The sequence below is a fragment of the Zoogloea sp. JDB1 genome (genome assembly GCF_056724025.1).
In genome coordinates this window covers 4414938-4437234 of record NZ_CM161496.1, presented here as the reverse complement: position 1 = coordinate 4437234, position 22297 = coordinate 4414938, and the positions used below count along the sequence as shown (strand labels likewise).

The window sequence follows — 22297 nt, the reverse complement described above, 5'->3', positions numbered from 1 at the left end:
TTTCTGCTGCGACGGAAGTGAAAAGTGGAGCGGCCAGGGTTGGCGGCTCCACTCGGGTGCCCGGTGCCTTCGCGACACCGGTCGATTGCGTGGACTGCGTAGTCTTAATACGAGTAGATGGTGGAACCACCGGAGCCCACGGCGGTATAGATGTTCTGGGCACGTATCGCACCGTACATGGTTGCGCCCGGAGTTCCGCTGGTGCGCTGGGTCCAGCCGCCCGTGCCATCGAGCTCACGCGTGTAGACGGCGCCATTGGCGCCAAGAGCTACCAAGCGAGAGCCAACGGAGGCGGTGTACAGGGTGGCGCCCAGAGATGCGCTCGTCCACAACGCGCCATCGGTGCTGGTGAGCACCGTACCATCGGCACCCACCGCGATGTAGTAGTAGGTGGTGGTGCTGTCGACGGTCTGGCTACCGGAGGACACCGAGGTCAGGTCGCCCGATTGGGTGCTGACCGTCCAGGTGTTTACATCTGTAGCGGTGAGTACCTTGCCGTTGCTGCCGACGGCTACCCAGATGCCGTTGTTGTATGTGACGCCGCGCAGGGTGATACCGCTGATGTCCTGGCTGATGGACGTCGGCGTGCTCCACGACGTGCCGTTGGTCGATAAACGGATCGTGCCATTGTCGCCGACGGCCACCAGCGTGGAGCCGTTGGTGGCGATGGCGTTGAAGGTGTTCGCCGTGCCCGTGGTGGAACTGCCGAGGGTCGTCCAGTTGTTGATGTCGGAACTGTAGACGACGTTCCCACCGGTGCCGACAGCATAGTAGTTGCCCAGACCGCTGGCGTAGACAACTGCTTTCAGGTCGATGGAGGACGACACGCCGGTACCGGTCGGGGTGATCCAGTTGAGCTTGGACGTGGAGCGATAGATCCGGTCGGCATCGGTGTCCGGCGTGTTGTAGATGCTGCCGCCATCGCCCACCGCCACGTAGGAATTGTTGCTCGAACTGCCGATTGCACGCCCGAAGGCGATACCGCGCAGTGTCTTGCTGCCGAGGGTTGCGCCAGCCGGCCAGTTATCGCCGCTAAGGCGGGGAGTCGCAGTGACGGGCGTCGAGCCTGGGCCGCCAGGGCCGCCGTTGGTGCGGCCGTTGAGTGTGAGGGCGTAAATTGTTCCATTGACGAGCGCTGCCGAGCGGTCGTCCATGTTCAGCAGATAAGGGGAACCCACGCTGAGCTTGAAGCTGGCTGTCTTGTCCCCCGGATTGACGGTTGTCGTTCCGGTGTTGAACCACAGCCAGTACTCCACCCCGGAAGCTTGGTCCCAGGTGATGAAGATTTGTTGATCACCTGCCACCGCCGTGACATTAGTCGGAGCGGACGAAGAACTGCCACCGCCACCACAGGCGGAAAGAACGGCAGCACTGAGAGTTGCAGTGAGGAGCAGTCGGCGTCGGGGGAGGAACATGGAGTTGGCCATCGAGAAATGGATTGAATTCGCGATTTTACAACACGCCAGCCGCCATGCTCCTCCCGCATTCCGTTATCGACGGGAATGCGGGAGTGTTTGCAACGAGCCGGATCAGGCGATTGGAACGCCGGCCAGTTCCTTCAGCAGGATTTCCTGCGCCGCGCGGCGGGTCGTGCGGGGATTCTTCTTCCGATAGACGTTGTCGCTATCCATTTCCCACGCCTGGCAGTTATCGCCCAGGTAAGGGCGCAGGCCTTCCTTGATGACCCGCCGCTTGACTTTCGGATCGAGGATCGGGAACGCGACTTCGATGCGCTTGAAGAAGTTGCGTTCCATCCAGTCTGCGCTCGACATGTAGAGTTTGTCGGCACCATCGGCGCGGAAATAGAAGATCCGATGGTGCTCCAGGAAACGGCCGACGATGGAGCGCACCCGGATGTGCTCGGATAGACCCGGCACACCGGGCTTCAGGGCGCAGACGCTGCGGGCGATGATGTCGATCTCGACGCCCGCGCTGGAGGCTTCGTAGAGCGCTTCGATGGTTTCCGGTTCGAGCAGCGCATTGACCTTGACGACGATGCGGCCCTTGCGGCCCGCCCGCGCGATCTCGGCTTCTTCGCGGATGGCCGCAACCACGTTGGGCTGCAGCGTGAACGGGGCCTGCCACAGGTGTTTGAGTTTGCCCGCCTGGCCGAGCCCGGTGAGCTGCTTGAAAACCTCGGCGACGTCGGCGCCGATCTCGTCGTTGGCGGTGAGCAGGCCGAAGTCGGTGTAGAAGCGGGTCGTGCGCGGATGGTAATTGCCGGTGCCCAAGTGGGCATAGCGCTTCAGCTTGCCGTCTTCGCGGCGCACCAGCAGCAGGAGCTTGGCGTGGGTCTTGTAGCCGAACACGCCGTACACCACGTGGGCGCCGACCTCTTCGAGGCGGGCTGCCCAGCTGATGTTGGCTTCTTCGTCGAAGCGGGCCATCAGTTCCAGCACTACGGTGACTTCCTTGCCCTTCTGGGCGGCGCGGACGAGGTGCTCCATCAGCACGGAATCGGTGCCGGTGCGATAGACGGTCATCTTCACTGCGACCACGTCGGCGTCGTCGGCCGCGGCCTTCAGCAGTTCGATGACCGGTTCGAAGCTCTGGAATGGGTGGTGCAGCAGGATGTCCTGACGACGCATCGCCGCGAAAATGTTCTCCTGCTTGTCGAGGCCCTTCGGTCGCGTCGGCAGGAAAGGACGGTACTTGAGGTCGGGGCGCTCGACCCAGTCGGGCACCTGATTCAGGCGCACCGGGTTGACCATGCCGGGAACCCGATAGACATCGGCAGGGCTGAGGGCAAACTGCTTCATCAGGAAGTTGGCCATGGCTCCTGAGCAGTTGTCGGCGATCTCCAGGCGCACCGCGTCGCCGAAGTGGCGCTGCTGCAGTTCGCCCTTGAGGCTGGCGCGCAAGTCCTTGACCTCTTCCTCGTCCACGAACATGTCGGAGTTGCGGGTGACCCGGAACTGGTAGCAGCCGAGCACGTTCATGCCTTCGAAGAGCTCGCCGACGTGGGCGTGCAGCAGGGAGGACAGGAAGACGAAACCGTAGTCGACGCCGGTCAGCTCCTTCGGCAGGCGGATCACGCGGGGCAGGGCGCGGGGCGCCTGTACGATGGCGGAGCCGGAGCTGCGGCCGAAGGCGTCGCGGCCTTCCAGCTCGACGGCGAAGTTGAGGCTCTTGTTGAGTACCCGCGGGAAGGGGTGGGCCGGGTCCAGGCCGATCGGTGTCAGCACCGGCATCACCTCACGCATGAAATAATCCCGCGCCCACAGGTGCTGGGCGTCGGTCCAGACGCTGCGGCGCAGGAAGACGATGCCTTCGGTGGCGAGGGCCGGCAGGATGGTGTCGTTGAGCAGTGCATACTGCTCGGCGATGATGCTGTGCACCTTAGCGCTGATCAGGCTGTGCAGCGCGGATGGGCTCAAGCCGTCAGTGGTTATGGCGTGACTGCCGAGACGCAGTTGCTCCTTCACGCCGGCGACCCGCACCTCGAAGAATTCGTCCAGGTTGCTGGACACGATGCACAGGAAGCGAAGGCGCTCGAGCAGCGGTACTGCGGGGTCGGCGGCCTGGGCGAGGACGCGGCGCTGAAACTGGAGCAGGGAGAGTTCGCGGTTGATGAAGTGATCCGAGTTGAAATGGCGGATATTGTTGGCACGGTGCATGGGCTCTCCTCTTGATCTTCTGATTAGGCCCGGAGTATGTGACATTTTTGTTGCATATAGATGACGATGGCCGCCGAGGCAGGATTGATGCGGGGCGTCGTGCCGCACGGTGCTAGAATTTCGAGCTTTCGCGCCGTCTGGCGCCATCTGTGCGTGTTTCATGAATCGTGAATTGATTGCCGCCATCGATCTGGGTTCCAACAGTTTCCGTCTGCAGGTCGGGCGGATCGTCAACGACCAGATCTACCCCCTCGATGGCATCAAGGAGGCCGTCCGACTCGCGGCCGGCCTGTCGCCCGACCGGATGCTGGATGCTGCGTCCCAGTTCCGCGGCATCAGCGCGCTGCGTTGCTTCAACGAACGTATCCGTGACTATCCGCCGGACTCCGTGCGGGCGGTGGCGACCAACACGCTGCGGGTGGCCAAGAATGCACCGCATTTCCTGGTTCAGGCCGAGGCGGCACTGGGGTTTCCGATCGAGGTAATTGCCGGGCGGGAGGAGGCGCGTCTGATCTACGTGGGGGTCGCGCACACGCTACCCAATCCCCATAAGCAGCAACTGGTGGTGGATATCGGCGGCGGCTCCACGGAGTTCGTGATCGGCAGGAGCTTCCAGCCGATCAAACTCGAATCCCTCTACATGGGCTGTGTGAGCTATTCCCTGCGTTATTTCCCCGATGGCCGCATCGACAAGCGCGGCATGCGCGAAGCCGAACTGGCGGCCCAGAGGGAGATCCAGACCATCACGCATGCCTACCGCGAGGTCGGCTGGGAAGAGGCGGTCGGTTCCAGCGGCTCGGCCAAGGCACTTGTGGACATCCTGGAGCTCAATGGGCTCTCCGATGGAGGCATCACCCGTAGTGGCCTGGATCGTCTGCGCACTCTGATGTTGAAGGCGGGGCACCTGGACAACCTGCAACTGGAAGGGCTGCGTCCCGATCGCCTGCCGGTGCTGCCCGGCGGCCTGGCGATCATGTGGGCGATCTTCCAGGAGTTCGGCCTGGAGCGGATGACCTTCTCGGAAGGCGCGCTGCGCCTTGGCGTTCTCTACGATCTGCTTGGTCGTTACCACCACCATGACCTGCGCGACGCGACAGTCTCGGCCTTCATGGAACGCTATGGCGTGGACATGGCTCATGCCCGTCAGGTGACGGAGACGGCGCTGGCCTTCCTGTCGCAGCTCGATCCGACTTCCAGCGACGAGGAGAACGTGGATCGGCGCTTCCTCGAGTGGGCGGCACGGCTGCATGAGATCGGGGTGTCCGTCGCCCATTCGAGCTATCACAAGCACAGCGCCTACATTCTAGGAAATGCCGACATGCCGGGCTTCTCGCGCATGGACCAGGGGCGCCTGGCGCGCGTGGTTCTGGCCCATCGCGGTAAGCTGGCGCGCATCGGCGCGCTTGATCCGGACAGCCCTGAGTGGCGCCTGATCCTGTGCCTGCGCCTGGCGGCGGTTGTCCATCGCGCCCGCGATGGCCGTGGCGTGCCGCCGCTACGCCTCAAGCGCGAGGGGCGTGGGCACGTGGTGGTGGCGGATGCCGAATGGCTGCGCAACCTGCCGCTGACCGCGGCGGCGCTGGACGAGGAGGAGCGTCAGTGGCAGACCATTGGTTTGCCTCTGAAAGTGCGCGTGGAGCGGGCCGCGGCCCGCAGTCCGGCTGGCGCCTAGGCGTCGGTCGATGAGCCCGGAGCCCCGTCTGCTTCCCCTGATCCGCCTCGAGCGCGAAGGTGGGGCGCCACGGGCTGTGTTGTCGGGGGACTGGACGCTGCGCCTGCTGCAGCCGGATCTCGATGCGTTGGAACGTCAGCTCGAACAGGCCACGGCTGACTGCGCCTGGGATCTGGAGGCCGTATCGCGCCTCGACAGCTTCGGAGCGTTGCTGCTGTGGCGACGTTGGGGGCGGCAGCGCCCGCCAGGGCTCGTGTTGCCGGACAGATTGGAGGCGGTCTTTGCGCGCCTAGCCGAGCTGGGTGACAGCTGCCTGCCGGTCGAGCGGGGTTATCGTTTCTTCGACGGCACGGAAGGTGTTGGTCGCATCTTCTTCAAGATGCTCCGCAATGCGGTCGGTTTCGTGGCGCTGATTGGCCAGCTCGTCATTGATTTCGCCCATCTGCTGCACACGCGCGGGCACTGGCCGGTGCTGGAAACCTCCGCCAATTTCTACAAGGTCGGGGTCAGGGCCATGCCGGTCACGGCGCTGGTGGGCTTTCTGATCGGGGTCGTGCTGTCTTATTTGTCGGCGCTGCAGTTGCGTGCCTTCGGGGCAGATGTGTTCATCGTCAATATCCTGGGGCTCGGCATTATCCGGGAGCTCGGTCCGGTGCTGGTGGCCGTGCTCGTTGCGGGGCGCTCGGGTTCGGCGATGACAGCGCAGATCGGCGTGATGCGCGTCACCGAGGAGATCGACGCGCTGGCGGCGATGGGGATTTCGCCCTATGTGAGGCTGGTGCTGCCGAAGGTGGTGGCGCTGACGCTGGCGATGGCACCGCTGACCCTGTGGGGCTCGGCGGTGGCCTTGTTCGGCGGCATGGTGTCGGCCAATCTACAGTTGGACCTGAGTTTCGACTATTTCGTGAATGCCTTGCCGCGGGCGGTGCCGGTGGCAAATCTGGTCATCGGCTTGGGCAAAGGTGCCGTGTTCGGACTGCTGATTGCGCTCGTGGCTTGTTATTTCGGGCTGCGTGTTAAGCCGAATACAGAGAGTCTATCGGCCAACACCACGGCCTCGGTTGTCACGTCAATCACCGTCGTCATCCTGGTGGACGCAGTATTTGCGATTGCAACCCGTTCCATCGGTCTGCCGCGATGAGCGACTGTCCCATTCAGGTTCGGGGGCTTGAAACCCGCTTTGGGCAAGCCTGGGTCCATCGCGGCATCGATCTTGTTGTACCGGCCGGAGAGGTGGTGGCTCTCGTTGGTGGTTCGGGTAGCGGCAAGACCACGTTGCTGCGCCAGATGGTCGGCTTGCTTCGGCCGAATGCTGGTGCTGTTAGCTTGTTCGGCGAGCCATTGTTCGCTGGCTCCCGTGCCGAGCAGCTGGAACGCCGCCGCCGTTTCGGCATGCTGTTTCAGCATGGTGCGCTGTTTTCGGCGCTTAGCGTGTTTGCCAACGTGGCCTTTCCGCTGCGGGAGATCGGCATCGCCGACGACGCGATGCTGCGGGATCTGGTGCAACTCAAGCTGGCGATGGTCGAGCTGGATGCCGATGTGGCGCTACGCATGCCCGCCGAGCTGTCGGGCGGCATGGTCAAGCGGGTTGCGTTGGCGCGGGCCCTGGCCCTGGAACCCGAGTTATTGCTGCTCGACGAGCCGACAGCGGGCCTCGATCCAGACCTCAGCAGTGGTTTCGTGCGGCTCATCCGGGCCCTGCATCGAGCACTCGGCCTTACCGTGGTGTTGGTGACTCATGACCTGGATACGCTGGCAGCATTGGCGACCCGCGTGGCGGTGCTCGCGGAGGGGCGTATACTGGCCTTCGGCCCGCTTGACGAGATAATGAACGTGCAAGACCCCTTCATCGAACGTTTTTTCCACGGTGAACGTTCCCGTGCTGCGCTGGCGCGTGGGAGGGGAATGGGCTGATGGAGAGCCGGGCTCACGCCATCGCCGCGGGGCTGTTCGTGATCCTGCTGAGCGGGGCGATCGTTCTTTCCCTGTGGTGGTTCTCGGACAAGCGGGAGAGCACCCGTGACGTCGTGCTGGTGACGTCGGGCAGCGTCAATGGCCTGAACCCCCAGTCTACCGTCCGCTACCGCGGTATTGTCGCCGGCAAGGTGGTGGACATCGCCCTCGATCCGGCCAATCCGAAGGATCTGCTGGTCAAGGTGCGGATTCGCACCGATCTGCCGATCACCCGCGGCACGCGGGCGCGCATGGCCAACCAAGGGGTGACCGGGCTGGCCTACATCGCCCTTGACGATGCCGGCGACAAGCCCGAGCCGTTGGTGGGCGAAGACGGCGGGCCGCCGCGCATCCGCCTGGCTCCAGGTCTGATGGAGGAGGTCGCCGACGCCTCGGTGCAGACCCTCAGGCGCGTGCAGGAAATTGTCGATCGTCTGGCGGTGCTGACCCGCCAGGACAATCTGGCCCACATCGAGAAGACGCTGGCCAATCTGGAGTCGTCGAGCAAGGGGCTCGACCAGACCCTGCAGGAAGCGCCCAAGGCCCTTGCGGCGGTGCGGCAGGTCTTCAGCAAGGACAACCTTGCGCGCATCGACCGTTCCCTGGCCAATCTAGAACGCCTGAGTGCCGACGCCGCGCCGATGGCCAGCGACGGCCGCGCGCTACTGCTGAGATTGCAGACCGTGGCCGACCGGGTGGACGGCGTCGTTGGTGCGGCTGGCGAGGGTTTTGCGACCAGCACGTTGCCGCGCTTGAACGTGTTGCTGCAGGAACTCACCACTACGTCGCGGCAGTTGTCCGACCTGCTCGACGAACTCGACAACTCGCCGCAGCTCCTGCTGTTGGGGCGTGGCAAGCCTGCGCCGGGGCCCGGCGAAGCCGGGTTTCATAATCGGCCTGCGGTTCGGTAAGTTCGGGGCGACCAACGATGCGCTTTCTGTCTCCACTATTGATGCGTGAGCATTTCCACTTCCGGCTCCTGGTGCCCGTACTCCTTCTGGTGCTCACCGTGGCCGCGTGTGGCAGCCTGCCGAAGGCGGCGCCCAACTACTCGATGCATGATTTCGGTCCGCTCGATTCGGCCACACTGCGCCCCCTTGGTTTTCCGATCCGCAGCGCCGAGGTGGTGCCAGCGCCGTGGCTTGCCTCGACGACCATGCAGTATCGCCTTGCCTACGCGCAGCCGACCCGGCGCCAGTTCTATCTGGAAAGCCGCTGGGTCGCCCAGCCCGGCCAGCTCGTGGAGCTCGCGGTCAAGCGCTCGATGAAGACGAGCGAAACCGCCGTTTCCTCCAGCGGCTGCCGGCTGCGGGTAGATCTGGATGAGTTCATCCAGGTCTTCGATGAGGGAGGGCATAGCCGTGGCCTCATCGAGGCGCGTGCGGCCTTGCTGGCGCCGCGTACGGATCAGCTCATCGCGACCCGCGGTTTTGCGGTCACCCGCCCGGCGCCGACACTGGATGCCGTCGGCGGCGTCATCGCCCTGCGGGAAGGCGTGTTGCAGCTCAACCGCGAGCTGATCGACTGGCTGGAAGCGATCGACAAGGAAGGCGGGGCGCGCCCTGGTGGTGGCGTCCACGCCCGCTGTTCAGCCTGAAAGCCGACCGGCAGGAACGTGCCGGCGCTTAGGTACAACTGAGGACCAAGGAGGAGAACCCATGAATGCTGTAGCCGAAAACCTTACCGACCCCTTGCTGCTGCGTGACGACGCCAATGGTGTGACAACGCTGACGCTGAACCGGCCGGGTCAGTTCAACGCTTTGTCGCAGCCGATGCTGGAGGCGCTGCTGGCGGAACTCACCGGCATTGCGGCCGATGCCTCGGTGCGCGTCGTCGTGCTGGCCGGAGCGGGCAAGGCCTTCTGTGCCGGGCATGATCTGAAGGAGATGCGTGGCAATTACACCAAGTCCTTCCAGCAGGCCCTGTTCCGCCTGTGCGGCAAGGTCATGATGCAGATCGTGACCATGCCCCAGCCGGTGATCGCCCGAGTGCATGGCATCGCTACCGCCGCCGGCTGCCAGCTGGTGTCCATGTGCGATCTGGCTGTGGCGTCAGACGTGGCGCGCTTTGCGGTGTCCGGCATCAATGTCGGGCTGTTCTGTGCGACGCCGAGTGTGGGTCTGTCCCGCAACATGGGGCGCAAGGAAGCCTTCGAGATGCTGGTGACCGGTGACTTCATCGATGCCGCCGAGGCGAAACGCCGCGGGCTGGTCAATCGCGTGGTGCCCATCGAGTCGCTGAACGAGGAGGTGGCGAAGCTCACCGCGTCGATCTGCGCCAAGTCGCCGGTGGCCATCTCGATGGGCAAGCAGATGTTCTACTCGCAGCTCGAGATGGGGCTCGACGCCGCCTACCAGCAGGCGGCCGAGGTGATGGCCTGCAACATGATGAGCGAGGACGCCGCCGAAGGCATCGACGCCTTCATGGCCAAGCGCAAGCCGGTGTGGACCGGTAGGTAGGCGCAGCTTGCCCGTGCTGATCGACACCCATTGCCACCTGGATGCCGCGGAGTTTGACGCGGACCGCGCTGCCGTTTTCGACGCGGCCCGGGCGGCAGGGGTGAGCGGTCTGCTGGTGCCGGCCGTCGAGGCGGCCAACTTCGCGAAGGTCGTCGACCTGGCCGGCCGGCTGCCGGAATGCCGCTACGCGCTGGGGATTCATCCGATGTACGTGGCCCGTGCGCAGGAGTCGGATCTGGAGCTGCTGCGCGATGGCCTGGCACGGGGCGGGGCGGTGGCGGTCGGCGAGATTGGCCTGGACGGCTTCATCCCGGACGGCGACCTGCCGCGCCAGACAGCGTTCTTCATTGCCCAGCTCAAGCTGGCGCGGGAATTCGACCTGCCTGTGGTGCTGCATGTCCGGCGCGCGCAGGACGCTATCCTCAAATGCCTGCGCCAGATCCGGGTGAGCGGCGGCATCGCCCATGCTTTCAACGGTAGTCGGCAGCAGGCCGAGATTTTCATCAAGCTGGGTTTCAAGCTCGGTTTCGGCGGGGCGATGACTTACTCTGGGTCGCGGCGCATCCGCGAGTTGGCGGCGAGCCTACCGCTTTCTTCCATCGTGCTGGAGACCGACGCGCCGGACATTCCGCCCGCGTGGTGCACCGGCGGGCGCAACGATCCGGCCAACCTGGCGCGTTTCGCGCAGGAACTGGCGACGTTGCGCGGTATCGACATGGATGCCGTGATCGCCGCAACGGGGGATAATGCGGTCGACGCGATTCCCGGCCTGGCGGAGCTGCCAGGATTCAGGACTGTGGCGTCGGGGTCGTAGGACGGTTGCAGGCGATGAGCTGGCGGATGTCGTCCTTCATACGGGCAATGTCCCCGTCGAATTTCTCGCAGTTCATCATCGAGATACCGAAGACGTAAGCGTAGAGCAGCATGCTGCGGGTTGACGCCTCATGCATCGGCATGCCAGCGGCCAGAAATAGTTCGCGGGCGCAGCGCAGGCGCCAGGCGTCCACTTCCTCGACGATCAATGCGGCAGCCGTATCGCGGCGCGCCCATTCGCGCATCGCCAGTTCGATGAGGATGCCCTTGCGGTTGCGGCTGGCGCTATACACATCAATGACGTGGAAGATCTGCGCCTCCTCGTCGCCGGCGATGGGCCGGGTCTGCTTGACGATGTCACGGATGCGTCCGTCCTTCCAGGTCTCGAGCACACCGGAGAGTAGGTCCTGGCGGTCCTTGAAGTGCCAGTAGAAGCTGCCTTTGGTTACATGCAGGCGCTTGGCCAGCACTTCGACGCGGACGCCGGTGACACCTTCGTCGGCAAGTGTGTCGAGGGCGGATTGGATCCATGAGTCACGGTCGAGCTGAAGGCGGGGCGGTTTTTCCATACGGTGTAGCATTGACGGGTGTAGTTCCCATACGCTACCGTACGGAAAGTGACAAAGCAAGATGCCTGTGAGAAGCTCGCGGCTTTGCTGGTCCGTCTCCGTGTCAGCACCGGATTGTCGGCGTAAGCAGCGGTCGGAGAACAGGTTTGCCGGCAGGAGGTCGAATCGTCGATGCCTGCGGTAGATCCAGAATATGGTGGAGAACCTCTACAAATGGAAGGAGCGCAGCATTGAAGATTCTGGTTCCAGTTAAACGCGTGGTCGATTACAACGTCAAGGTACGCGTGAAGAGCGATGGATCCGGTGTGGACATCGCCAATGTCAAGATGTCCATGAACCCGTTCGATGAAATCGCGGTCGAAGAAGCAGTACGCCTGAAGGAAGCCGGTGTGGCGACCGAGGTGGTGGCTGTCTCCTGCGGCGTGGGTGCCTGCCAGGAAACCCTGCGTACCGCGATGGCTATCGGTGCCGACCGCGGCATCCTCGTCGAGACCGATGTCGAGTTGCAGCCGCTGGCCGTGGCCAAGCTGCTGAAGGCGCTGTGCGACAAGGAGCAACCCCAGTTGGTGATCTGCGGCAAGCAGGCTATCGACGACGATGCCAACCAGACCGGTCAGATGCTGTCTGCGCTGAAGGGCTGGCCGCAGGCCACCTTCGCGTCCAAGGTGACGGTGGGTGACGGCAAGGCGAGCGTGACCCGTGAAATCGACGGCGGCCTGGAGACCCTCGAGATCTCTCTGCCCGCCGTGGTCACTACCGACCTGCGACTGAACGAGCCGCGTTATGCGACGCTGCCGAATATCATGAAGGCCAAGAAGAAGCCGCTGGAAACCGTCAAGCCGGCTGACCTGGGCGTCGATGTGACCCCCCGCCTGGCGACCCTGAAGGTTGCCGAGCCGCCGAAGCGCAGTGCCGGCGTGATGGTGGCTGATGTGGCTCAGCTGGTCGAGAAACTCAAGAACGAAGCGAAGGTGCTGTAATGACGATTCTGGTTGTTGCCGAGCACGACAATGCGTCCCTGAAGGGCGCAACCCTCAACACCGTATCCGCTGCCGCCAAACTGGGCGGCGACGTCGCAGTGCTGGTAGCGGGCTCTGCCTCCGTGGCTGTCGTCGAAGCGGCTGCCAAAGTGGCTGGCGTGGCCAAGGTGCTGGTAGCGGATTCCGCTGCTTTTGCCGATCAGGCCGCCGAGAACCTGGCTGCCCAGGTCGTCGCTACGGTACAGGCGTCCGCCGGTGCCATCACTCACGTGTTGGCGCCCGCCACCACCTTCGGCAAGAACGTGCTGCCGCGCGTCGCCGCGCTGCTCGACGTGGCCCAGATCTCCGAGATCGTCGCTATCGAGTCCGCCGACACCTTCGTGCGTCCGATCTACGCCGGCAATGCGCTGGCCACCGTCAAGTCGGTTGATCCGGTCAAGGTCATCACCGTGCGTACCACCGCCTTCGAGGCTGCGGGCGAGGGCGGTGCGGCTGCCGTCGAGAACGTGGCTGCGGCTGCCGACTTGGGCCTGTCCAAGCTGGTCGGTCGTGAGCTGACCAAGTCTGCCCGTCCGGAACTGGGCGCTGCCAAGATCATCGTCTCCGGTGGTCGTGGCGTGGGCAGCGGCGAAAACTACCACAAGCTGCTCGAGCCGCTGGCTGACAAGCTTGGCGCCGCCCTTGGCGCGTCCCGCGCGGCCGTCGATGCCGGCTTCGTGCCCAATGATTACCAGGTCGGCCAGACCGGCAAGATCGTGGCGCCGCAGCTCTACCTGGCCGTCGGCATCTCCGGCGCTATCCAGCACCTGGCCGGCATGAAGGATTCCAAGGTGATCGTCGCGATCAACAAGGATCCGGAAGCGCCGATCTTCCAAGTGGCCGACTACGGCCTCGTCGCCGACCTCTTCGAGGCGGTGCCGCAACTGACCTCCGCCGTCTGAGGACGCCCGGAGCCGGGGCTGGCTGAATGAACTTCGCTCCTGACCTCTTCTCTGCAGGCTGGCACATCTTTGCCTGTCTTTGCGGACTGGGGGTCGGAGCGTGGGTGATCCGGACCGCCCCGTGGCGGCGCATGCTCGACGGGCATCAGCTGAATGCCCTGGCGGGCGCCGCCGTCATTCTCACTCTGCTGTGGAGCCTGAATGCCGGCGTGTATCCCGGTCTCAACCTCCACATCCTCGGGGCGATGGCTACGACGCTGATCTTTGGGCCGCAGCTGGCTCTTGTCGTACTGGCCCTTGCTCTGACCGGCGTCACGCTGAACGGCAGCGTAGAGTGGACCGCCGTCCCCATCAATTTCCTGGCCATGGGCATTGTGCCGGTGGCACTGGGCTCCCTGTATTTCCGTCTTGTGGAACGGTGGCTGCCCAAGCACTTCTTCGTATATATCTTCGTCAACGCTTTCATTGGCGCGATGGTGATCGTTCTGATCCAGGGCTTGATCGCGTCCCTGATGCTGTTCTCGGCCGGTGCCTATTCGGCCGACAAACTCCTGTCCGAATATCTGCCGTTCTTCCTGCTGCTGGGCTTTGCGGAAGCCTGGCTGTCGGGCATGGCGTTGACGCTGATGGTCATCTATCGCCCGGAGTGGGTCGCCAGTTTCGATGATCGTCTCTATCTGATGAACAAATAGCAGTGCCCCGGCTTCGCGGCCACCAGAAACCAAATAACAACACCGTGTGGAGAAAAGAACGATGAGCAGCTACAACGCACCGATCCGTGACATGCAGTTCGTCATGAAGGAACTGGCCGGCCTCGACGCCGTGTCGGCCCTGCCGGGCTGCGAGGAGGCGACCGCCGATGTGGTGGATGCGATCCTCGAGGAAGCCAACAAGTTTGCCAGCGGGGTGCTTGCGCCCCTCAACTGGAGTGGCGACCAGGAAGGTGCCCAGTGGGACAACGGAGAGGTACGCACTGCTGCAGGCTGGAAAGACGCTTATACGCAGTTTGCGGAGTCCGGCTGGACGGCGCTGGCCTGTGAGCCGGAGTTCGGCGGCCAGGGCCTGCCGAAGCTGGTGTCTACCGCGGTGATGGAGATGTGGAAGTCGGCCAACATGGCCTTCTCTCTGTGCCCGATGCTGACCACCGGCGCCATCGAGGCGATCAAGCTGTGCGGGACCGACGAGCAGAAGGCGGCCTACCTGCCCAAAATGGTGAGCGGTGAATGGACCGGCACCATGAACCTCACCGAGCCGCAGGCCGGCTCTGATCTCGCGGCGGTGCGTACCCGTGCGGTACCGCAGGGCGATGGTACCTACAAGATTTTCGGTCAGAAGATCTTCATCACCTACGGTGAGCACGACATGACCGACAACATCATCCACCTGGTGCTGGCCCGCTTGCCGGACGCACCGGAAGGGGTGAAGGGCATCTCGCTGTTCGTCGTGCCGAAGTTCCTGCTGAATGCCGACGGAACGCCGGGCGAGCGCAACGACGTGCATTGCGTGTCCATCGAACACAAGCTCGGTATCCATGCCAGCCCGACGGCAGTGCTGGCTTTCGGCGACAAGGGCGGCGCCATCGGCACGCTGATCGGCGAGGCCAACCGTGGCCTGGAGTACATGTTCATCATGATGAACGAGGCACGCTTTGCCGTCGGCATGGAAGGCCTGGCGCTGTCCGAGCGGGCCTACCAGCAGGCTCTGGCCTATGCCAAGGACCGTGTCCAAGGCACCGAGGCTGGAGTGCGCGGCGGCCCGAAGGTCAGCATCATCCATCACGCGGATGTGCGCCGCATGCTGCTCAGCATGAAGTCGCAAATTGAAGCCCAGCGCGCGCTGGCCTATGTGGTCGGTGCCGCGACCGACCATGCCCACCACCACGCCGATGCGGCCGTGCGGGCCCAGAACCAGGCTTTCGTGGATCTGATGATTCCGGTGGTGAAGGGCTGGCTCACCGAGAGCGCAATCGAGATTACCTCCACTGGCGTGCAGGTGCATGGCGGCATGGGCTTCATCGAGGAGACCGGGGCGGCCCAGCATTTCCGCGATGCCCGCATCACGGCGATCTACGAGGGCACGACTGCGATCCAGGCCAACGACCTGATCGGTCGCAAGATCGCTCGCGAGAGCGGGCTGACGGCCAAGGGCGTGGTGGCTGAGATGCGCAAGGTCGAGGCCCAGCTGGCGGAAGCTGCGGGCGAAGAGTTCGCAGCGATCCGCAAATCCCTTGCGGCCGGCATCGGTGCTGTGGAGGAGGCCGTCGACTACATCGTGGCGACTTTTGGCAATGACATCAAGGCGGCGTCGGTGGGCTCGGTCCCGTTCCTGAAGCTGTTCGGTATTGTGGCCGGTGGCTGGCAACTGGCGCGTGCCGCACTGGTGTCGGCCCGCCGGGTGGCGGAAGGGGCGGGCGACGCGGCGTTCTATCAGGGCAAGATCACAACTGCACGGTTCTACGCGGATCACGTGCTGTCCCAGGCTCCGGGCCTGGCCTACGCGGTGGTCAATGGTGCGGCTGCCGCGCTGGCTCTGGACGAGGCGCAGTTCTGACGTTTCGGAACTAGATTCGTCCAATTCGGTTCGCGAGGCCGCTCCCTGGTGGGGCGGCCTTTGCTTTTTTGTTTTGTTCCTATTGCATTTGTCTCGATTTTCGAAAAAATCCTTTCAATTGAATGGCATGAGTTCATCGGCCGAGTAATGGGCAGATACGCGGCGAGTGTCGTCGCTCTGTAATATTTGATGCGCAGTATCTGGGTTTCCCGTGTTTTCGGTGAGCCGGTCCGGGTTGGCGGATGTGCCTTCAGGGCCGGCTTCGCAATTTATGAGCCCTACACCAGCGTCTTCCACATTCTTGCCACGTCGCGCGGCGTATGTCTTCAACGGCCAGTTGCAGCAGCCGACGACCGTGCGCCAACTGGTACGAGCGATGGATGCCCTGTCCGTAAGTGCGTCGTGCCAATGTGCCCTCGATCGTTTCTTCGTGGATGCGGGCTTGTATGCCCTGCCTGTCGTGGATGAGCAGGCGCGCCCAGTGGCGCTGCTGGATCGTAAGTCCTTCGTGGAGTTTTTCGGGCGTCCTTACATTAGGGAATTGTTCGGTCGCCGTAACATTGTCGAATTGCTTGCCTATGAGCAGTACGACAGTACACCGCCGCTGATCGTAGATGAAGGCAGCACCGTGGAGGATGCGGCGCGGATGATTATCGATGCCGGCATGCAGCACATGGTGACGGGCTTCGTGGTCAGTCGGCAGGGGCGCTACATGGGGATCGCCAACGGCCACGATCTGCTCGACACCATCACCCAGCGCAAGCAGGCCGAACTGTATTACCTGGCCCATTATGATGCCCTGACCGGGATTCCCAATCGGGCGCTGCTGGCCGATCGTCTGGAGCAGGCCTGTCTGGAGGCCGACCGCAAGGGAAGTCTGGTAGCCCTGTTGTTCATCGACGTGGACCGCTTCAAGCAGATCAACGACTCCCTTGGTCATAGTGCCGGTGACGAGGTTTTGCGTCGCATCGTTGCGCGCCTGAAGGCTTCTGCCCGTCAGGTGGATACCGTGGCCCGACTGGCCGGAGACGAGTTCGTGGTATTGATGGAGAACTTGTCGAACCCCGGGCAGGCCGAACTGGTGGCAGACCGGATCGTGGCGTCGATGCGGGAGCCGATCGAGATGCTCGGCCATTCCCTGGTGGCCACGGTCAGCATCGGCAGTGCGATCTATCCGCACGACGATGACCAGATCCATAACATCCTGAGCAAGGCCGATGCGGCCATGTATGAGGCAAAGTCAGCCGGCCGCAACGGTTTCTGTTCGTATTCTCCGGAGATGCATACCTACAACCCGGCCAGCATGTCGCTCGAAACCGAGTTACGCACCGCCGTCGAGCGGGATGAGCTGGTGTTGTTCTTCCAGCCTCAGGTCGATTTGGCGAGCGGCAAGGTTCGCGGGGTGGAGGCGCTGGTGCGTTGGCGTCATCCGCTACGCGGGTTGATTCCGCCGATGCAGTTCATCCCGGTGGCCGAGGAGAGCGGGCTCATCATTCAGCTTGGTGAATGGGTGGTCAGGCAGGCGCTGGCTCAACTGAATGCTTGGCGGGCACAGGGGGTGGAACCGTTGCCGGTGGCGGTCAACATTTCGGCCTTGCAGCTCCGCCAGAAGGGCTTTGTGAGCTTCCTGAAGGCGCTGCTCGCCGAGTTCGCCATCGAACCCGGCTTGCTTGAGCTCGAACTGACCGAGAGCGTGTTGATGAAGGATGTCGAGGAGATGCTGCGTACCCTCAATGAGATCAAGGCGCTCGGCGTTCGCCTGGCCATCGACGATTTCGGTACCGGCTTTTCGAGCCTCAGCTACCTGCGCCGCTTCCCTATCGATCGCCTGAAGATCGACCAATCCTTTGTGCGCGACATCGATAGCACCCCTGTCAATGAGTCGATCGCCCGGGCCATCGTGGCTTTGGCAAACAGCCTGTCGCTGGCGATCGTTGCCGAGGGGATCGAGAAGTTGGCCGAGGTGGCTGTGTTGCAGCAGATGCGCTGCCACGAGGGGCAGGGCTATTTGTTTTCCAGGCCGATCGAAGCGGAACGTTTTCCGAGCTGGCTGGCGACGCACGGGGCCCTTGAGTTGGCTGCTGCTTAAATGCCCTCACCGTGCTGGCCGCGGATGATCCAGTCTTCGAATTCCGCGGCGGGCATGGGCTTGCCGAACAGATAGCCCTGGCCGTGGTTGCAGCCGATGCTGCGCAGAAACTCGAGTTGCTCGACGGTCTCGATGCCCTCGGCGGTGATTTCGAAGCCCAGGGTCTGGCCCAGGCCGACGATGGCGCGGGTGATTGCCACGTCGTTTTCGTCGTGGGGTAGATCGGAGACGAAGGCCCGGTCCACCTTCAGGTTGTTGATCGGCAGCACCTTCAGATAGGCGAGGGAGGAGTAGCCTGTGCCGAAATCATCGACGGCCGTCGTCACGCCCAGATCCTGGATGGCGTGGATCACCTGGCGGGCATGCTCCGGGTTCTCCATGATCAGGCTCTCGGTGACTTCCACTTCAAGCACCTCGGGCGGAAGTCCGTGGCGGGCCAGCGCACTGGCCAGCGTATCCACGTAGTCGCTGCGTTCGATCTGCAGGGCGGCGACGTTGATGGCGATGCGCCCGGTCTCCAGTCCGGTCTTCCGCCACAGCCTGATCTGAGCACAAACGGTGTCGAGCACCAGTTCGCCGATCGGGATGATCAGTGCGGTGCGTTCTGCCAGCGGAATGAACTCGGCCGGGGGCACCATGCCCCGCTCAGGATCCCGCCAGCGCAGTAGGGCCTCCGCCCCGCTGATGCGGCCGCTTTCCAGGTTGAGTTTGGGCTGATACCAGAGTTCGAATTCCTTTTCCTCCAGTGCGCGTCGCAGTGCGCGCTCGCGGGTCAGGCGATCCTGAGCCCGGCGGGTCATCTCTGCTTGGTAGAAACGGTAACTGTTGCGGCCACCTTCCTTGGCGCCATACATGGCGGTATCGGCATTGCGGACCAGCTCTTCCGGCGTGCGGCCATCGGTGGGTGCAATCGCGATCCCTATGCTGGCGGTAACTAGGGCTGCGTGGCCGTCCAGGTCGAAGGGTTCCTGCAGGGCCTGAAGGATCTTCTTGACGACGGCGACGGCGTCGGTGTCCTGTCCGAGATCGCCGAGGATCACCGCGAATTCATCGCCACCAAAACGGGAAACGGTATCCTCGACCCGCAGGCAGCGCTTGAAGCGCTCTGCGGCCTGCTGCAGCAGACAATCGCCCACGGGGTGGCCCAGGCTGTCGTTCACGGTCTTGAAGCCGTCCAGATCCAGGATCAGTACGGCGAGTTGGCGCTCGTAGCGGACCGCGCGGTCCAGGTCGTGCTGAAGCTGGTGGTGGAACAGGGTTCGATTGGGCAGGTCGGTCAGCGGATCGTAGTGGGCCAGGCGCTCCAGTTCGGCCTGGGAATGCTTGATCGCCGAGATATCAGAGAAGACGGCGACGTAGTTCACGTGATGTCCGGCGTCGTCGTTGACTGCATTGATAGTGAGCCACTCGGGGTAGAGTGCGCCATTCTTGCGGCGGTTCCAGATTTCGCCGCGCCAGCCCCCTGTGTCGCGGAGGGTCTCCCACATGGCCCGATAGAACTCAGGCGGCTGGTGGTCGGAGCGCAACAGACGGGGCGTCTGGCCGATGGCCTCTTCGGCGCTGTAGCCGGTGATATCGGTGAACGCACGGTTGACCGACAGAATGGTGCTTTGGGCGTCGGTGATCATTACCGCGTCGGCGGTATTGGCGATGACGACGCCGGCCAGGCGCAGTTGCTCTGTGGTCTGCTTTATCTCCGTGATGTCCGTGGAGATCGCCAGGATCGCCTGGGGCTGCCCATCGGCGCCAGGGAGTGGGCACTTGGTCGTCAGATAGGTGCGTTGTTGCCCGTGGTCGTCCAGTTGTTCCTCGAAGCGCATGGCCTGGCCCTCTGCCAGTACGGCCAGATCGTTAGTCCGCTGCAATCGGGCGAGGTCGGCCGGCTGGAAATGTTCCCGCGGCATGCCTCTCATTGTGTCCAGTGAGGCCCCCATGGCCGTCTCGAAACAGCGGTTCGACCATTGGAGATTGCCGTCCTTGTCGAAGACGTAGATTAATGACGGCGCGTGATCGACAACGGTTTGCAGCAGGGCTTGCTGCAAACCCAGCGCCTCCTCGGTCGCCTTGCGCTCGGAAATATCCCGGGCCACCGCGTAGATCATGGGGCCGTCGCTGAGCGGGATCACGCACAGCGTCACCTCCGCTGGGAAGCAATGCCCATCGCTACGGCGGTGGAGCCACTCGAAGCGGTGCTGCCCAGCCCGGAGCGTGATGTCGAGGATCTCCCGCACCTTTTCGGGAGAGCTGCTGCCATCGGCTTGCCGTTCTGGAGAGAGTTCCACCGGGGTTATGCCCTGGAACTGAGCGCGGTCGGAAAAGCCGAAAAGCGCCAGTGCGGCGTCGTTGCTTTCGATGAAGCGGCCGTTGCCATCAATGACCCACGTTGCGTCAGGGGAATGCTCGAACAAGGTACGGAAGCGGACCTCGCTTTGTGCAAGCGAGGATTCGGCTTCCTCGCGCTCGGCGATTTCCTGGGACAGGCGGAGGTTCCTTTGCCTGATCAGGGTGTTGCGCCGCATCAACTGGGCGATGAAAAAAAGCACCAGGGCCGTGTTGGCGATCGAGATCAGGAACAGTGGGGATTCAGCCGGTGCATGGCTGGGCCAACCATTGCGCGGGATGGCGGAAAGTTGCCAGGTGCCGCCGGGGACCATGACGGTCAGGCTGACGGGGTGTTCGGACAGAACGGCTGTGTCGCCCCAGATCACCTCGCCGTCGCTGCCCAGGCCATCCTTGCCACGCAGCAGCAGGCGAAGCGAGGCGTCGTTGGAAATTCCGCTGGCCCGGATGAGGTTTTCCAGATCCGTGACGATCGACATCGTGCCCCAGTAACGAGGCGCCGCGCGGAGGGGATGGGTGAAGATGGGTTGCCGGTAGATCAGTCCTACCCCACCCTGGATGAGATTGAGGGGGCCGGCAAGCAGCGCGTGACGGCTGTTCCGGGCACGCTGTATCGCGGCGTATTGTTCCGGAATCGTTCTGAGGTTTGTTCCCAGAGCCTTTTCGTTGTTTGCCCGGGGATAAATCCTTTGGATCACGTCGTCGGGAACGAGGGCGATGCTGCGGATGTGCGATGCGGAAGCGATGGCCATCCTGGCCATGCCGTAGAAATGTGCATCGGAAATGTCGCCGTCGATGCTCAGCATGTGCGAAATGCCTTCGGCCGTTCCGAAGGTACTGCGGACCTGCCCTTCGAGCATGGCGCTGATGCGGGCCAGTTCGCCGGTTGCCCTGGCACGGGCATCGCTCGCTTGGCGCTCTGAATCCAGGCGGCCAAGGAGGACCGAGAGAAGGATGCCACCGACACCAACGACGAAGAGCAGCAAATATGTGGCAGGTGCATGCTGGTTCCTGAGCCAGCCTAGCATTTCATTGCTACGCGGATTGTCGGCCATGCTTTCCCAGTGCCCGGCGCTCATGTCGGACGGACATCGTTTTGAAGGGTTGGATTTTGCGGTGTGGCTGTTCAGGCTCCGCAGCTCGTGCCGCGAGCGATGATGGGCTCTTTGGCGGCGGCAGAGCCTAACTCCAACGGGGATATTTCCACAACCCAAAAAGGGATATCAGCGTGAAGTGATCGAAGCTTGTATGCATCCGGCCGAATGATTGGGTGGCTCATCGGCTCAATTCGGGAAAGCGCCATAGCCATAACCAGGCAACCAAGAGCTGTACGACGATAGTCAGCGTCCAGGTTCCTGTTACGTAGCAGCAGGCCGCAGGGAGGACGACTTCAAGCAATTGCTCACAAAGAACACCGAGGACGAAGAAGAACAGCGTCAGGCACACCCATTTGGCGACAAAGCCGGGTAGGTGGTGAATGCCCATGCGCCGGTTGTAGCGGTAGTTCTGTTGTCGTTCGAGCAGCGTGCCGCGACTTACGTCCCGGAAGTAGGGGAAAGGCCAGAGATAGCGATACAGGAGACGCCAGATACCCTCCTGGCGCTCGGCAGAAGTCCTGCTCATCATTGCTCTCCCGTGCGGCGCGCATGCGACAGTCAGCTGTGTCAGTGTGCGCTGCTTTGCCAATGGATGGAAGGGAGAGCTAATAACAAAAAAGCCGGTCAAACGACCGGCTTTTTGAATTTTGGTGCCCAGAAGAGGACTCGAACCTCCACGCCTCGCGGCACTAGTACCTGAAACTAGCGCGTCTACCAATTTCGCCATCTGGGCAGCGAAGACCACCATTATAGGTGGTATTTTCTTTATTGCAAGTTCTTTTTGAACTTTTCTCGCCTGAATTCGTCAAATTGATACTTCGACGAATCCTGCAAAATAGAAACCGGTCAAACGACCGGCTTTTTGAATTTTGGTGCCCAGAAGAGGACTCGAACCTCCACGCCTCGCGGCACTAGTACCTGAAACTAGCGCGTCTACCAATTTCGCCATCTGGGCAACGAAAGCGCTATTATAGAACAAGTTGATCCCGATGCAAGCTATTCAAGAGAACTTTCCTGCAGTGAGAAACGAGACGAGCCCGCTTTCAGCCTGTTCCAATGCATTGTGCGTTGAACAAACAAACAAAAAGCCAGTCACATGGACCGGCTTTTGTATTTTTGGTGCCCAGAAGAGGACTCGAACCTCCACGCCTCGCGGCACTAGTACCTGAAACTAGCGCGTCTACCAATTTCGCCATCTGGGCAACGAGCCGAGAATT

17 protein-coding genes and 3 tRNA genes are annotated in these 22297 nt (G+C 62.8%); 12 read left to right on the top strand and 8 right to left on the bottom strand.

Features of this window, described 5'->3' with window-relative positions:
- Positions 1-104 precede the first annotated feature (104 nt).
- Both AC1PPK_RS20110 and ppk1 read right to left on the bottom strand, forming a co-directional pair.
- Positions 105-1304: a beta propeller repeat protein gene (locus AC1PPK_RS20110; RefSeq protein WP_481114785.1), complete on the bottom strand. Its 1200-nt coding sequence runs from the start codon at positions 1302-1304 to the stop codon at positions 105-107.
- 225 nt (positions 1305-1529) lie between these two features.
- Complete coding sequence (ppk1, locus tag AC1PPK_RS20105; RefSeq protein ID WP_481114784.1) at positions 1530-3617, bottom strand: polyphosphate kinase 1; 2088 nt, start codon at positions 3615-3617, stop codon at positions 1530-1532.
- A gap of 160 nt (positions 3618-3777) precedes the next feature.
- On the opposite strand from ppk1, the gene ppx reads away from it, so the two are divergent.
- From ppx to AC1PPK_RS20070, 7 genes are all read left to right on the top strand, one after another.
- A complete protein-coding gene (gene ppx / locus AC1PPK_RS20100) occupies positions 3778-5289 on the top strand; it encodes an exopolyphosphatase (RefSeq protein WP_481114783.1) in 1512 nt (503 codons plus the stop codon).
- Positions 5290-5299: 10 nt separating this feature from the next.
- Entirely contained in the window at positions 5300-6430 is a 1131-nt protein-coding gene (locus AC1PPK_RS20095) for an MlaE family lipid ABC transporter permease subunit (protein WP_481114782.1), read from the top strand.
- Positions 6427-7203: an ABC transporter ATP-binding protein gene (locus tag AC1PPK_RS20090; protein ID WP_481114781.1), complete on the top strand. Its 777-nt coding sequence runs from the start codon at positions 6427-6429 to the stop codon at positions 7201-7203. The genes AC1PPK_RS20095 and AC1PPK_RS20090 overlap by 4 nt, the downstream gene beginning before the upstream one ends.
- Positions 7203-8153: an MlaD family protein gene (locus tag AC1PPK_RS20085; protein ID WP_481114780.1), complete on the top strand. Its 951-nt coding sequence runs from the start codon at positions 7203-7205 to the stop codon at positions 8151-8153. Before AC1PPK_RS20090 ends, AC1PPK_RS20085 begins: the two co-directional genes overlap by 1 nt.
- A 17-nt stretch (positions 8154-8170) precedes the next feature.
- On the top strand, positions 8171-8839 hold the full coding sequence (locus AC1PPK_RS20080) for an ABC-type transport auxiliary lipoprotein family protein (protein WP_481114779.1): 669 nt from the start codon (positions 8171-8173) through the stop codon (positions 8837-8839).
- A 61-nt stretch (positions 8840-8900) separates the two neighbouring features.
- Positions 8901-9701, top strand: coding sequence for an enoyl-CoA hydratase (locus tag AC1PPK_RS20075; RefSeq protein ID WP_481114778.1), 801 nt, complete (start codon positions 8901-8903; stop codon positions 9699-9701).
- A gap of 13 nt (positions 9702-9714) precedes the next feature.
- Positions 9715-10515 (top strand): TatD family hydrolase, encoded by an 801-nt coding sequence (locus AC1PPK_RS20070; RefSeq protein WP_481114777.1) that lies wholly within the window; start codon positions 9715-9717, stop codon positions 10513-10515.
- Here the strand turns inward: AC1PPK_RS20070 and AC1PPK_RS20065 are convergent.
- A complete protein-coding gene (locus AC1PPK_RS20065) occupies positions 10490-11083 on the bottom strand; it encodes a TetR/AcrR family transcriptional regulator (RefSeq protein ID WP_481114776.1) in 594 nt (197 codons plus the stop codon). The genes AC1PPK_RS20070 and AC1PPK_RS20065 overlap by 26 nt on opposite strands.
- Positions 11084-11313: 230 nt before the next feature.
- Between AC1PPK_RS20065 and AC1PPK_RS20060 the strand changes: the two genes are divergently transcribed.
- The 5 genes from AC1PPK_RS20060 to AC1PPK_RS20040 all read left to right on the top strand — a co-directional run bounded on the left by AC1PPK_RS20060 (position 11314) and on the right by AC1PPK_RS20040 (position 17643).
- Positions 11314-12063, top strand: coding sequence for an electron transfer flavoprotein subunit beta/FixA family protein (locus tag AC1PPK_RS20060; RefSeq protein WP_481114775.1), 750 nt, complete (start codon positions 11314-11316; stop codon positions 12061-12063).
- Positions 12063-13004 carry an FAD-binding protein gene (locus AC1PPK_RS20055; RefSeq protein WP_481114774.1) on the top strand — a complete coding sequence of 314 codons (942 nt, stop codon included), beginning with the start codon at positions 12063-12065 and terminating at the stop codon, positions 13002-13004. Before AC1PPK_RS20060 ends, AC1PPK_RS20055 begins: the two co-directional genes overlap by 1 nt.
- 26 nt (positions 13005-13030) lie before the next feature.
- A complete protein-coding gene (locus AC1PPK_RS20050; RefSeq protein ID WP_481114773.1) occupies positions 13031-13696 on the top strand; it encodes an energy-coupling factor ABC transporter permease in 666 nt (221 codons plus the stop codon).
- A gap of 61 nt (positions 13697-13757) precedes the next feature.
- Positions 13758-15554, top strand: coding sequence for an acyl-CoA dehydrogenase (locus AC1PPK_RS20045; RefSeq protein ID WP_481114772.1), 1797 nt, complete (start codon positions 13758-13760; stop codon positions 15552-15554).
- A gap of 211 nt (positions 15555-15765) precedes the next feature.
- Entirely contained in the window at positions 15766-17643 is a 1878-nt protein-coding gene (locus AC1PPK_RS20040; RefSeq protein ID WP_481114771.1) for a putative bifunctional diguanylate cyclase/phosphodiesterase, read from the top strand.
- On the opposite strand, the gene AC1PPK_RS20035 is transcribed toward AC1PPK_RS20040, so the two are convergent.
- The 5 genes from AC1PPK_RS20035 to AC1PPK_RS20015 form a co-directional block, all read right to left on the bottom strand.
- Positions 17640-21062: a bifunctional diguanylate cyclase/phosphodiesterase gene (locus tag AC1PPK_RS20035; protein ID WP_481114770.1), complete on the bottom strand. Its 3423-nt coding sequence runs from the start codon at positions 21060-21062 to the stop codon at positions 17640-17642. The two genes, AC1PPK_RS20040 and AC1PPK_RS20035, sit on opposite strands and share 4 nt — an antisense overlap.
- A 196-nt stretch (positions 21063-21258) precedes the next feature.
- On the bottom strand, positions 21259-21609 hold the full coding sequence (locus AC1PPK_RS20030; protein WP_481114769.1) for a hypothetical protein: 351 nt from the start codon (positions 21607-21609) through the stop codon (positions 21259-21261).
- 119 nt (positions 21610-21728) lie between these two features.
- Positions 21729-21813: transfer RNA gene (locus AC1PPK_RS20025), tRNA-Leu, on the bottom strand.
- A gap of 137 nt (positions 21814-21950) precedes the next feature.
- Positions 21951-22035 (bottom strand) — tRNA-Leu (locus tag AC1PPK_RS20020).
- Between the two features lie 162 nt (positions 22036-22197).
- Positions 22198-22282 (bottom strand) — tRNA-Leu (locus tag AC1PPK_RS20015).
- Positions 22283-22297: the final 15 nt, after the last annotated feature.